Origin of the sequence: Floccifex sp. (genome assembly GCF_051873495.1) — a bacterium.
Classification (GTDB): domain Bacteria; phylum Bacillota_I; class Bacilli_A; order Erysipelotrichales; family Erysipelotrichaceae; genus Floccifex.
In genome coordinates this window covers 21,469-35,065 of the sequence record NZ_JBJEEX010000092.1, presented here as the reverse complement: position 1 = coordinate 35,065, position 13,597 = coordinate 21,469, and the positions used below count along the sequence as shown (strand labels likewise).

At 38.5% G+C, this 13,597-nt stretch carries 14 protein-coding genes; 13 read left to right on the top strand and 1 reads right to left on the bottom strand.

Annotated features, from left to right (window positions below; genetic code table 11):
• Positions 1–128 precede the first annotated feature (128 nt).
• The 5 genes from ACI313_RS05515 to ACI313_RS05495 all read left to right on the top strand — a co-directional run bounded on the left by ACI313_RS05515 (position 129) and on the right by ACI313_RS05495 (position 5,220).
• Entirely contained in the window at positions 129–362 is a 234-nt protein-coding gene (locus ACI313_RS05515; protein ID WP_439755500.1) for a DUF4368 domain-containing protein, read from the top strand.
• Between the two features lie 131 nt (positions 363–493).
• A complete protein-coding gene (locus ACI313_RS05510; RefSeq protein WP_439755501.1) occupies positions 494–706 on the top strand; it encodes a recombinase family protein in 213 nt (70 codons plus the stop codon).
• Between the two features lie 36 nt (positions 707–742).
• Positions 743–1,957, top strand: a complete 1,215-nt coding sequence (locus ACI313_RS05505; RefSeq protein WP_439755499.1) for a recombinase family protein — start codon at positions 743–745, stop codon at positions 1,955–1,957.
• The gene (locus ACI313_RS05500) at positions 1,941–3,632 is read left to right on the top strand and encodes a recombinase family protein (RefSeq protein WP_439755498.1); all 1,692 of its coding nucleotides are present in this window, start codon (positions 1,941–1,943) and stop codon (positions 3,630–3,632) included. Before ACI313_RS05505 ends, ACI313_RS05500 begins: the two co-directional genes overlap by 17 nt.
• A complete protein-coding gene (locus ACI313_RS05495; RefSeq protein WP_439755497.1) occupies positions 3,625–5,220 on the top strand; it encodes a recombinase family protein in 1,596 nt (531 codons plus the stop codon). The genes ACI313_RS05500 and ACI313_RS05495 overlap by 8 nt, the downstream gene beginning before the upstream one ends.
• A gap of 105 nt (positions 5,221–5,325) precedes the next feature.
• Here the strand turns inward: ACI313_RS05495 and ACI313_RS05490 are convergent, their stop codons facing one another.
• Positions 5,326–5,805, bottom strand: a complete 480-nt coding sequence (locus tag ACI313_RS05490; RefSeq protein WP_439755496.1) for a flavodoxin — start codon at positions 5,803–5,805, stop codon at positions 5,326–5,328.
• Positions 5,806–6,006: 201 nt separating this feature from the next.
• Here ACI313_RS05490 and ACI313_RS05485 point away from each other — a divergent pair, with 201 nt between their 5' ends.
• The 8 genes from ACI313_RS05485 (at position 6,007) to ACI313_RS05450 (ending at position 13,594) form a co-directional block, all read left to right on the top strand.
• A complete protein-coding gene (locus ACI313_RS05485) occupies positions 6,007–6,966 on the top strand; it encodes a MarR family transcriptional regulator (RefSeq protein ID WP_112148200.1) in 960 nt (319 codons plus the stop codon).
• Complete coding sequence (locus ACI313_RS05480; protein WP_423733599.1) at positions 6,950–7,708, top strand: hypothetical protein; 759 nt, start codon at positions 6,950–6,952, stop codon at positions 7,706–7,708. The genes ACI313_RS05485 and ACI313_RS05480 overlap by 17 nt, the downstream gene beginning before the upstream one ends.
• A gap of 48 nt (positions 7,709–7,756) precedes the next feature.
• Positions 7,757–9,172 carry a DUF4062 domain-containing protein gene (locus ACI313_RS05475; protein WP_439755495.1) on the top strand — a complete coding sequence of 472 codons (1,416 nt, stop codon included), beginning with the start codon at positions 7,757–7,759 and terminating at the stop codon, positions 9,170–9,172.
• A gap of 113 nt (positions 9,173–9,285) precedes the next feature.
• The gene (locus ACI313_RS05470; protein WP_439755494.1) at positions 9,286–9,582 is read left to right on the top strand and encodes a glycosyltransferase; all 297 of its coding nucleotides are present in this window, start codon (positions 9,286–9,288) and stop codon (positions 9,580–9,582) included.
• An 18-nt stretch (positions 9,583–9,600) separates the two neighbouring features.
• Positions 9,601–10,314, top strand: a complete 714-nt coding sequence (locus ACI313_RS05465) for a glycosyltransferase family 32 protein (protein WP_439755493.1) — start codon at positions 9,601–9,603, stop codon at positions 10,312–10,314.
• Positions 10,315–10,352: 38 nt separating this feature from the next.
• Positions 10,353–11,294 carry a glycosyltransferase gene (locus ACI313_RS05460; RefSeq protein WP_439755492.1) on the top strand — a complete coding sequence of 314 codons (942 nt, stop codon included), beginning with the start codon at positions 10,353–10,355 and terminating at the stop codon, positions 11,292–11,294.
• A gap of 10 nt (positions 11,295–11,304) precedes the next feature.
• The gene (locus ACI313_RS05455; protein WP_439755491.1) at positions 11,305–12,474 is read left to right on the top strand and encodes an O-antigen ligase family protein; all 1,170 of its coding nucleotides are present in this window, start codon (positions 11,305–11,307) and stop codon (positions 12,472–12,474) included.
• Positions 12,475–12,499: 25 nt separating this feature from the next.
• Complete coding sequence (locus ACI313_RS05450) at positions 12,500–13,594, top strand: polysaccharide pyruvyl transferase family protein (protein WP_439755490.1); 1,095 nt, start codon at positions 12,500–12,502, stop codon at positions 13,592–13,594.
• Positions 13,595–13,597 lie beyond the last annotated feature (3 nt).

Genomic DNA, 13,597 nt, shown 5'->3' with positions numbered 1-13,597 from the left:
GTTGAAATTATTCAATCGAGATATTAGGGTTGTCCGAAATCTTGACATAGTACCAGTACAGTAATTTGAAAATCCGTCTGTATCAGGACTTATGCGATGATGTTGTCAGTCGGGAAGAGTACGGAGAAATGAATACTCGCTTTGCGCAGAAGATAAAAGAGGCACAGGATAAGATTCAGGAAATCCGCGAAAAGAAGCAGGAGGCATTAAAGCACGACACACTGCTTCCTACTTGGTTGGAAGAATTTAAGCAGTACGAACATATCAAAACGCTCGAACGCAGGGTCGTGGTGGAACTGATTGACCACATAGATGTTCATAGCAAAACAGAGATTGAAATTCATTTCTGCTTCGAGGATTAACTGCACAGTATCACAGAAAAATTTATGGAATATCAAGCACATCATGGAAATGAGGTGGCAGAGGAATGAAATGGGTCAGTTATACAAGGTCGATTTCCAGCAGGATCGGAGAATAAAATCCATCCGATACGATTGCAGAACAGAATGAGCGCATTGCACGTTATCTAAAAAAGCGCGGGTGCAGCGTATCCGAAAAATACAGTGATCGCAAGAGAACAGCAGAAGCCACAGAGGGCTTTGACAAATTGGTACAGGATGGGATGGCGCGGAAATTTGATGCAGTTGTTGTGGATTCTATCTTCTGCTGTGGAAGAACCCTTCCGTTTGCCATTGAAGCACTGTAGAGGACGTTCTATCCGCTTGGCATCCAATTTGCAGTTGTGGAAGATGACTTTTGCAGCGCAGATAAAACTGCCGAAGAAGTTGCAGAGTATTTCAATGGAAAGACCATTGATAAGATTCGTTCGGAATTTATTACCAATCGCCAGAATCACTTTGAAGAAGGTACATTGACCCATCGACAGGCTAAATATGGTTATGCGCTGTCGGAAGATCGCAGAAACCTTGTTCTTAATCCTGAGAGCGCACAGGTTGTAAAGCTGATTTTTCAGATGTATCTGGAAGATATGAAAATCCCGGAAATCGCAAGAGCATTGGATGCACAGGACGTTCCATCTCCACAAATCCAGATGGCAAAGAAAAAAAGGTCAAGAACAAAAATCAAGTGGCCGGATTCAACCATTCGCTCGATTTTGAAAAATCCACTCTATATCGGAAAGTGTACGCTGACACTGGCAAAGGCAAAGCGAGAATTGGAGGTTCCGGCGATTGTTTCAGAGACGGAATTTCAGAAAGCTCAGAAAAAGTTGGAATCTACGAGGTTGCCTTCGAGAAAAAAGGCCCGAAAAAAACCAAATCTACTCTTCAAAAAAATCTATGACAAAGAAAGCGGAAAAGGTCTGCTGTGCAGAACATCAGAAGATGAAAGCCAGCAAATCTATTCGTTTGACAAGGGGTATAGATGCTTCTCTGGAAAAGCCCCTTTCATCGAAAGCGAGAAAATCCTTCGAGAGATTCTTTCAGCTTTGGAAAAAGAAAAAATGCAAGCTGTGCATATTGATAGGGTGCTGGACTTGAATCCTGAGAAAGTCAAGCAGTGCATGGATGCTGGACTGTTGCAGTACAGAAAAAGAGCAAATGAGATCGTTGCGCACTTGATGGCCAAGGACGATGAACGAACAGCAGTTTATCGGGAATACGAGCAGGGATCAATTTCGCTAGAACAGGTAGATGAGTATGAACATCAGTATCAGGGAGCAGTCCAGAAGCAGGAAGCGGACTTTAAAAAAGTAATGCTGGCTGTTAATGATATAGAAAAAGCATTTAGCCATGGGAATCCCTGGTTGATGAAGTTCCGAGCGATTTCAATTCCTGAAAAATTGGAGCGCACACATCTTAAAGAATGGCTTGACCATGTATGGATCGTAGATTTTGAACAGGTAGAAGTGATCCTACAAGAAAGCGAGTGGAAGGGATTCTTCCCGGAAGAATGGCTGAACAGCGGAGAGGAAGATTGTAATGGCAAGAAAGAGTAGAAAGAATATGATGCCACAGGCTGCTGTGCAGGAGGCCGTACAGCAAAACGAAAAAGAACTTCTGCGCACGGCAGCGTATGCGCGGCTGTCGGTTGAGAACGGCGGGCATGAAACAGAAGATTCCCTGCACACACAGATTTTGCAAATTCATAATTATATCAGGGAAAACCCGGAACTGACGCTGACCGATACCTATGCAGACAACGGTTTTACGGGAACACGTTTTGACCGACCAGAATTTGAGCGTATGATGCAGGATGTACGGACAGGCAAAATTCAGTGCATCGTTGTGAAGGACTTATCTCGATTTGGTCGTGACTATATCGAAACGGGAAGCTATCTGGAAACTATTTTCCCGATGCTCCATGTTCGCTTTATCGCCATCAACGATGATTTTGACAACATCCGGCAGTCGGATGTGGATAGTCTTGCGGTTCCCATCAAGAACATGGTAAACAGCTTTTACGCTAAGGACATTTCAAAGAAAATCAGCCTTAGTTACCAGATGCGCCGTGAAAAGGGAATCCCTACATCGTGGTGTACCCCGTATGGCTATCAGTTGAACCAACAGGGAAATAAGTTTGAAGCGACTGAGGATGCGAAGTGGGTCAAACTGATCTATCAATGGTATCTTGCAGGAGTGAGCACAAACGAAATTGCCCGCAGGTTGGAATTTTTAGAAGTGGCAAGGCCGAACGAACGGCTGAATCGCAAATTGCATGAGGGAGATGACTCTACCTATAATAAATGGCACCCCAGTACGGTTCTTCGTATTTTAAACAGCAGTGCCTATATTGGAGAACTGGTATCGGGAAAAACGCAAACTGCATCATACAAAGGGATTGGCCTCCATCCTGTGGAAAAGAAGGAATGGCATATTGTTGAAAACGCTCATGAAGCAATCATTCTGAAATCGGATTTTGAAAAAGTGCAGGCACGGCGGGAGCAGAATAAGGAAAAACGGGAAAGGGCGATGGCTCGTTCCAAAGCAACCAGAGAGAAGTGTTATAACCATCTATCGGGAATGGTTTACTGTGGTTGCTGCAGACGCAACATGACGTTTGAACGGCGTGTGCATGGTACGGTGAAAGAAACGCACTATGGAGTGTTCATTTGCAAAAGAAAGAAGAACACGACTCCCTGTGCCTATCATGCGGTGCCGGAGAAAATGCTGATGATGGTGGCGATGGATCAGATTCATCATCTGGTGTCTACCATGTGTGAAGAAGAAAAGCTGGTAAAAGACATGATGCGCGGCAGCAATCTAGATTCAGCCCGTTCCATCAAGATGAAAGAAAACTCTATCCTGTTTCGGATTCAGGAAGCTGAAGAACGGCGGTTGCGCTTATATGAGGACTATAAAGCTGAAATTCTGGACGAAGATGAATACAGTCAGCTAAAGGAACACTACATAGCAGAAAAGCAGCGGTTGGAACATGAACTGCAAAAGCAGCGTCAACGTGCATTGGAACTGGAAAAAAGAATCAAAATCTGCGATGCGCAGATGGAGCGGATGCGCGGGATTCTGAATCAAAATGAATTTGATGAAGAACTGGTGCATGAACTTATCAAGAGAATCTATGTAGGAATGGACAATTCTGTGGAGGTCGAATTTAAGTGTAGCGACCCCTATCAGGAAGTGCTTGCAATCATGTCGGAGGTTCAGAATGAATGATAAAATTGCAATCTATCTCCGCTTATCATTGGCAGACGGAGATTTGAAAAAGGGCAGCAAGGATGAAAGTAACAGCATTGAGAACCAACGGATGCTGCTCCACGATTACATTGGGAAGCGGGAAGATTTGTTTGGCGAGATTGTAGAATATGTAGATGATGGCTATACTGGAACAAATTTTAATCGTCCGGCTTTTCAGAAAATGATCGTGGATTTGAAGCAGGGCGATATAAAAGTCATCATGGTAAAGGATTTATCCCGCCTTGGTCGTGACTATATCGGTGTTGGCGATTACATTGAACAGATTTTTCCGTTGATGGGAGTTCGGTTTATTGCTGTGAATAATTCCTTTGACAGCATGAAACTGAACAACGGAACACCGGGAATCGAAGTGGCGGTCAGCAATCTGGTGAATAATATGTATAGCCGGGATATTGCGAAAAAGATTCGGGCTGCTCTGGAAACGAACTGGAAGAACGGGAAAGCCACCTGCACGAATGTCCCTTTTGGATATGTGTGGAACAAGAAAGGTGTGCAGCGGTGGGAGATTGACCCGGAGGCAGCACCCTGCGTGAAAAAAGTATTTGAATTAGCATTGTCCGGCCGCAATACAACGCAGATCGCCTACGGCATGAACGAATTAAATTTTCCTACGCCGGGATTGTATGCGAAACGAAAGAATCTGCTGATGGGCAGCAATCCTATTATTGCCCCGGACAGTGAAATGTTATGGAACGCAGCAATCGTGTGGAGAATCCTTAGACGGTATGAATACACTGGTGCGCTGGTTATGGGGAGAAGAAAGAAAATTGACGTGAATACTACCTCTGTTCGGACGCTCCCGGAGGATAAGTGGATCATCGCAGAAAACGCTCATGCGGCCATCGTGACAAGAGATGAATACTATCAGGCACAGAAAGCAATCCGTAAAGTAACTCCAATTCAGTATAAGGTGGGCGATGATTTTGCGTTAAAAGGAAAAATCTGCTGCGGAAACTGTAATCGGCAGCTTCGCCACGAAAGGCAATATGGGGAAATGGTTTTCTATTGCGGCTATAAACGGTCAGCCGGAAAGTTCTCTAAATGCTACGGCGGCTATTACAGAGAACATTCGGTGAACGCAAAAGTGGCTCGTGCGATAAAAACAGTATTCTATGCGCTGGATGTGGTAAATCAGGGAATGCAGGAAAAGCAGTCTATCACGGTGCGCTGCGTGGACATTGAGGACTTGGAAAAGCAAGCAGAAGCCATTCGGGTAGAGCAAATCAAACTATATGAATCGTATGCGGACGGTGTGCTGCGGCGAGATACGTACATAGAAAAGAAAAAGATCCTTTCGGAAAAACTGGCTGCATTGCAGGATAGCATACAGACAGAAAAGGAAGAACAGGAGTGCGCCGATGAACTGGATGAAGAAATCCGCGCTCTGACAAAACAGGCCAGTGAGAAAACGTATATAGGCGGGCTGACAAAAGAGTGTGTGGATGCCTTTGTGAGCATGGTCTATCTGTACGACGACCAGACGATGAAGATAGAGTTCAACTGTGAGGATGTGATTCGGAGAGCGTTGGAAAAGTATGGCGTATAATTGGATGGAAGAAGTGGTATAAGAAAAAGAATACCCGTCTGGGTGAGAGGATTCGGAAAATCTTCTCGACCAAGCGGGTATTTCATTCCGCAGGAATGTGTCCTATTAGAGGCTGAGGGCTTCCACCCATGCAGACAAGTCGGCTTTGCTGGAATAGGAATTGAATACCTTACCATGCAGGAGCTTGGAACCAGGGCAGCTAGGAGCAAGCTTTTCATTGGTCTTGCCCATGTCGCTGCCGCCAGATGTGGCAAAGGGGATGATTGTTTTACCCTTCAAATCATAGCTTTCCAGAAATGTATTGATGATCGTCGGAGCAATATACCACCAGATAGGGAATCCGACAAAGATGGTGTCGTATTCGTCCATGTTATCACGCTTGGCAGCGATGGCAGGGCGAGAGGTAGGATCGCTCATTTCGATGGTGCTGCGGGATTTCTTATCCATCCAGTTCAGATCGGCTTTTGTGTAAGGGACTTCGGGACGGATTTCAAAAATGTCTGCACCGATGGCATTTGCTAAATCTTCGGCAACTTTTGCGGTAATGCCGCTGGCAGAAAAATAGGCAACAAGCTTTTTGCTCATAACAATGCACTCCCTCAATATTTGATTTGATAATAGTATAGCACGGTAAGGGAGGGGTATCAAGAAGTGAAATGAAAGCAAAATTGTTTGGAAAATATTGGTGTTTCAATAGCTGGATTTGGATAATCATAACTTTTATATTGTATCTTAACTTAAAATGAGTTATAATACAGAAAAAGAGTTGTGAATGGAGGCGATAGAGTGGAATACCTTAAGCGAGTTTTAGGAATTGAAGTGCTATATGAAAATAAAGCTTTAGAGCATTTGCCAAACTTCATCAGTACAAGGTATGATTCACAGAAAGTATCTCTGAGTGGTCAAAAAGCTGTTTTTTTGTATCCTAAAACCGAATTGGAGCAGGTGGAAACATTAAAAAAGCATCTGGAACGTGTGAAAAAGGTTGCGGATTGTCCGGTGATTTTAGTATTGGAACAGATCACTGCACGGCAGAAAGAGTATTTGCTTCGAGAGAAAATAGCATTTATTGTGGATGGAAAGCAAATTTATCTGCCCTTTATGGCAGCATATTTGCAGGAACGCTGTGATGCAGAAAAGAGTGACAGAGAAGAAATCTTGCCATCGGCGCAGATGCTGTTGCTTTACTATATTTATGAGGGAGCAAAGGAGCTGTCTACAAGTCAAGCTGCAAAAGATTTGGATTTGACACCAACGTCTATTTCCAGAGCTTCTAAACAACTTGAAGGAATGGGATTTCTGCGATCAAGAAAAAATGGAGTGCAGAAGATACTGCTTTCGGAAAACTCTGCCAAAGAGTTATTTTACAAAGCAGAGAAAGTTCTGCTCAATCCTGTGAAAAGGACGGTCTATGTTCCATGCGAGGAAGTAAAGAGTGAATTGTTGGAGAGCGGATATTTCGCATTGGCGGAGTATTCGATGCTCAATGCGCCTAGTGTTCGGTGCTATGCTTCAGAAAAAATATCTCAGTGGAATGACTGTATGACCAAGGATTTACAGGACTCAAATTCACAGGTGGCTGTTGAAATGTGGAGATATGACCCACGAAAATTATCGAAGGGAAAAATGGTCGATGGACTTTCTCTGGCATTATCGCTCAGGGAAGATGCAGATGAACGGGTAGAAGAAGCAGTAGAAGAAATGTTAAATAATCTGTGGAGGAAGATAGATGGTAACAGGGATTGAAAGCTTTAAGGAATGGTTCAAGGGTAACGAAAGCCAGTATGCAATTATCGGTGGAACTGCGTGTGACATCTTGATGACAGAAGAAGGCTTAGACTTCCGTGCAACAAAAGACATTGACCTTGTTCTAATTATTGAAGCCGTGGATGCGGCTTTTGGAAGAAAATTCTGGGACTATGTAAAACAGGCTGGATACGAACATCGTAACAAAAGCTCTGGTGTGCCGCAGTTTTATCGGTTCAGTCACCCGACTTCAAACCGTTATCCAGCAATGATCGAACTGTTCACTAGAAAACTGGATGCAATTCAACTTCCAGATGATGCAGTATTGACACCGCTGCCAATGGATGAGGATATATCGAGCTTGTCTGCAATCCTTTTGGATGATGATTACTATGAGTTCTTGAAGCAGGGGAAAGTGACTGTTGATGGAGTAACGGTTTTGGACGCTGCATATTTGATTCCGTTCAAGGCGAAAGCATGGATGGATTTGACGGATCGCAAAGCAGCCGGAGAACACGTTGATAGTAAAAACATTAAGAAACATAAAAATGATGTTTTTCGTTTGACTGAACTGCTTGACCCTACGGTTAAGATTGTCACTCCTAGTGGCGTGTATGAGGATATGCAGAAGTTTGTTGATCGAATGGAAAATGAAACGGTTGATGTTAAACAGTTGGGGCTTGTGGGACGAACGAAAGAACAGATTCTTCAGGAATTAGTAGAATTATATGCGCTACAATAATTGATGGGTTATGGAATGAACCACTAGCTTGTAAGGAAGTGATATAACATGGAAAAGAAATACCAGATTTTTATTTCGTCAACGTATAAAGATTTGATAGAAGCCCGTAGCAAAGTAAGGGATGCCATCCTATCGATGATGCATTTCCCAGTTGGTATGGAGATGTTTAACGCTGCTGACGAAGAACAGTGGGAAATCATACAAGAGACGATTGATAGTTCGGATTATTATGTTTTGATTTTGGGACAGCGATATGGCTCTGTAATAGAATCTGGATCGGATGCTGGAATTAGCTATACGGAAAAGGAATTTCGCTATGCGAGAGAGAAGAAAATTCTTGTTCTGGTATTCATAATTGATGATGATGTGGCAATTAAGCCGGAATTTATAGAAAAAGATCCAGAAAGTATAAAAAAGCTGGCTGATTTCAAGACAGAAGCTAAAAAAGGACGAACGGTACAGTGGTGGACTAATATTGACGAACTTGCTAGAGAGGTTTCAGAATCTTTACATCAGCAAATGGATCGAAAAAAGCGTCCAGGGTGGATAAGAGGAGATGCCTTTGATATTGAAGCAAGTCATGCAGAAATTCTCAGTTTGAATAAAAAGATAAGAGAACTTGAGCAGGAAAATGCTGAGTTGAAATCACAGATTGTAAAGCGGGTTCCTGAGTTGATGGCCGCAGTTGTGCTGGATCAACAGGATGATGAAGAAGTGGACGGTAAAACACATGGAAAATTGCTTATTGATAGCTCAGATAATGCAATCAAGATCCAGTTATATCATAATGATGGAGAATGCTACAAAAACAAGTATGAACCACTTGATTTAAGTTGCGTTGAATCACATTTAAAAAAGTATGTAAAAGAAAAGGACTTGCAGGCTTACAATGCAGCACTACCGTCTGAAGAAGAAATAAATGATTATGCACACAAGATGAGCGTATATAAGACAATAACAAACGGTGGTGTTGCGCTCAAGCTAAGAGTGCTTAATAAGGGAACAGCGAAAGCAACCGACATTAGAATCTCAATCGTATTTCCAAAAGATATTTTTGTATATGACATTGATGATATCGAAAAAATGAAGGAGCCGAAAGCACCAAAACTTCCACCGAATCCTATTGAAAAGGCAGAGGAACGTTTTATGAGCGACTTAAATCCAGTATATGGCTTGTTGAAAAATAGTATGGACGGAATGCAGCCATTCTACTCAGCTCGAAGCTTGCCGATTATAGACCCGGCAATTTTTAACAACTCCAATTCTTCTGTGTTTGAATCAATATCTATACGAGATAACTCAATATTTGCTGAATGCAATCAGTTGCCACATAAAGATGATACCGAGTTTGATGGGATATATATTGTTCCGGCTAGAAAAGGAAAATTCAAAGTAAGCGTTTCACTGATGTGTTCGGAATATATTGAACCGAAAGTTCATGATATTGAATTTGAAATTGTCTAATAATTAAAATAAGTACGAATAAGCCGCATAGGGCTTCCCAATGGTTTTAACCCAATGGGAAACTTTATGCGGCTTATTTTTTTGCTTTTTTTGAAAAAATTGTTGTCCCTATCTTGACATCAGGGGGACCAGCTAGTTTTATTATGCCACTTCAAATTGGAAAAATTCCAATTGTTGTACCACGACAGAAGCAATATGATGAGCATGTAAATGATCATCAAGTTGATTTTACAAAGGCTGTTGCAGAGCGAATGGGGACTATTATTCCTGTAACTGATATTGATGATTTACAAGAAATAATTGTAAACTACGATGCTATTGTAGGTTCCATGCCATCTGAAATGAAAAGCAACAATAAAGTATTTAATGACAATTTGGAAAAAATAGTCACAGAGTTAATGAAGAAATGAAATAATGCGGAGAAAAATATGATACCTAAAATTATTCATTATTGTTGGTTTGGTGAAAAACCGTTACCGCAAGAAGCTATTAAATGTATCGAAAGTTGGAAAAAATACTGTCCAGATTATGAAATTATACAATGGAATGAAAGTAACTATAATCTAGAAAAAAATGAATTTGTTAAAGCAGCATATAAAAGTAAAAAGTGGGCTTTTTTAACTGATTATGTAAGGTTAGATGTAATTTATCAATATGGTGGAATATATTTGGACACTGATGTTGAACTTCTTAAACCATTAGATAGTTTATTAACATATCAAGCATATATGGGTATGGAACAGATTGGACGTGTAGCTACAGGGTTAGGCTTCGGTGCAGTCAAGGGACATGTATTTGTTCTAGAAAACAAAAAGTTCTATGAAGAAAAAGATGTGGTAAATGAAGATGGTTCTATCAAACAAATTACATGTGTGACAATTACTACAGAATTGCTGAAAAAATATGGCTTGCGCGATGATTCACAGGTTCAAAAAATATGTGATGTAACTATATTCCCACCAGAATATTTTTGCCCCATGACTATGGGAACTAGAAAAATAAAATCTACTGCAAATACTTATTCAATTCATCATTATGCATCAAGTTGGAAATCCGAAAATAGAATCATTAGGGAATTGAAATATAGATTAATCCCTATAAAACAATTTATACGAAAATATGTTTTACACAATTTTGAGTAGGTAAAGAGTTTTTAATTGAAAAGGGAGGAAAGTTATAGATGTTATTATCAATCATAGTGCCTATATATAATGTTGAAAATTATCTAAAAAGGTGTATAGAAAGTGTAATTAATCAAAAAATGAATGATTATGAGTTGATTTTAATAGATGATTGTTCAACTGATTCATCATTGAAAATTGCTAAACAATACCAACATATTAGTAATGTTCAAGTAATTGAAAAGAAGAAAAACGCTGGGTTATCGGATACTAGAAATATCGGATTGAAAAAGGCACAAGGAGACTATGTTTTATTTTTGGATTCGGATGATTATATTGAAGATGGTTCATTGCAAGTAATTCAAAACACTATTCTTTATCAGAAGCATCCTGACATAATCTATTTTGGATTCTATGAGGAAAGTGAGAACAAAATTGAAAAGAAATATGGATATATCAGTACTAAAAATCATTTATATAGTGGATCTGAATTTGCGAAGAGTGAGCTAAGACGTAGAAATTTATATGCGCCTGCTTGTTTTGGCGTTTTCAAACGCGAGTTTCTGATTATAAATGAATTATATTTTAAAGTAGGTATATATCACGAAGATGAGCTTTGGACACCTCAAGTTGTTTTAAAGGCTGATACAATCTATACATCTGAGTATGCTTATTATCATTATGTAAGAAGAAATGATTCTATTACGAGAAAAGCAGACAAAACGAAAAATGGGATTGACCTTATCAATAGTTGTAGAGAATTGGATGAGCTATTAAATTCAATTGAAGATGAGCAGTTATACAGATTGATGAATAATCATATTGCAATGCTTTATATGAAGGCTATGAGCGAGGGTAAGTTATATCAAAAAGAAAAAAGAAAATATATTGATAGATTTTATCCTTTAAAGAAGACTTGTTTTTATAAAGATAAGGCTAAAGCAGTATTGTTTGCTATAAATTTGAGATTATACTTTTTGGCAAATAGCATAAAAAATTAAGGAATGTAATATGACAAGATATAAAATAAACATTTATAGCATAATTTCATGTGCGTTGTTTTTAGCAGTTTTCAAGCAATATTTTTTACCGGATGCCGTAAGACAAATGCTGAAAATATTGATATTAGTGGGTACATTTTTATTTTTGATATACAGTTGTAAGAAAAAGATGCTATTGAACGTTTCTTTAATGTTTTGCGCAAGTGTAATATTGTCGAGTATTGTGGCAACCATTCGAGGAAATTACGGGTTTAGAAATCTTTTAGATTCATTATTATATGCATTAACTTTTTACGATCTGTATACTTTTTCTGCCTTATGTAAGCAAAAAGGTTATTCAGATAGATTGATTGACTGCATGTACAACATGAATTTGATTTATTGTATATTAACAATTATTTCAGTTGCAATGGTAGGGATAGACAATAACAGTAACAATGCGGCATATTTCTTTGGAAATAAGTTTACATCTTCCTATTTGTTTATCCTTTTAATTTCGTTATACGGAGCTTCCCACGATATGAGTAATAAGAAAAATAAAATCACTTTATTTACAATATTCTGTTTTTCGATTTTATTTTCTCTATATGTAGAATGTGCAACAGCAACAATTACGCTTGCAGCTCTATTTGTAATTTATCTTATGCCGGAAAAAATAAAGCGGTTGGTAGTGAAAGAAAGATATGTTGTGATTGCATTGATATTATCTGCAGTGGTAATTATTTGGATTGAAGCAATTTTAAAAATTGATTTCATAAATAGACTTGTAACAGATTTTTTTCATAAATCCTATACTCTAACAGGACGACTAGAAATTTATGGAAGTTATTTGGCGGGAGTAATTAAAGGAAGTTTGTGGACCGGATATGGATATAGTAATTCCGTCATGATGGATCTTACTGGTGTGTATGCCAATGCACAAAACGGTCTGCTAGAAATTTTTGTTAGTTTTGGTATTTTAGGTATCATTGTGTTGGTGTTTACAGTTTATTATTGCTTTAAACATGGTGAGAAAGGAAATAGTATATTCTATTTGTCTCTTGTTGTTTATGGGATGATAATAGCAGCTATTTTTGAAATCTCATTAAATTGGTTTTTCTTACTAGGTTTGTGTTTGATTAGATGGAGTTCAAATAATAATGATTTGAAATATAGAAGAAAAATTAAAATTAAGATTTAAAAAGAGGAATATAAGAAGGAGGATTATGAAAATAGGTATTTTATCTATGCAAAAAGTAGACAACTATGGTTCAGTGCTACAAGCATATTCGTTAAAAAAAATGATTGAGACATTTGGACATCAAGTGGAGTTTATCGATATAAAAAGAGGAGAAGATGAAAATTTAAATGCGCAGTGCGAAAAATTGTCTTTTTGTAGTGAAGATAAAGATACAAATTGGATAATTTTTCAAATATCAAGAGTTATAAACAAACTTTCTAATATTATGTCAGAAAGAATGTATAACAAATTCAGGTTAAACGAACTGAACATAAATAAAGTTGCCGATAATACTATTTATGATGTTTGTGTTATAGGTAGTGATGAAGTATTTAATTGTCTGCAAAAATCTAAATGGGGATTTGATTCTCAGTTATTCGGTAATGTAAAAAACGCTAAAAGAGTAATTACTTATGCAGCATGTTGTGGTTCTACAAGAGAAGAGAATCTCACGGATGAGTTGAGAACAGCTATTGTGGCAGCTATGGCTAATTTGAACTCAATATCTGTTCGAGATGAAAATACAGAAAAATTTGTACGCGCATTAACAAAAAAAGAATGTAATTACAATTTAGATCCTGTTGCAGTTGGTGATTTTTCTGAAGAAATTAGAGACATAGATATAAAGAAAAAATTACCTAACCGATATTGTATTGTCTATGCTTATAAAGATAGAATATCGGACGATGATACAATAAATGCAATAAAAAAATATTGTGAAAAATATAATCTAGTGCTAATTGCTCCCTTTGGAGAACAGAAATGGATAAAGACAATGAAGCCTCTTACTCCATTTGAGTTACTAAAAGCTTTTGAAAATGCAGACTGTATTGTTACAGATACATTTCATGGCACAATATTTGGTGCTAAGTTTGGAAAAAGAATGGCAGTAATTATCAGGGATAGTAATAGAAATAAGTTAGAGGATTTAACAAAAAGATTAAGTATAGAAAATCACGTTCTTACAGATATTAATGAGCTTGAAAAAGTATTGAGTGTTGAACTCGATAGAGTTGGAATTGATAATGTACTTAAAGAAGCAAGAAAAGATACGTTAAAATATTTAGAAGAAAATTTATAACAG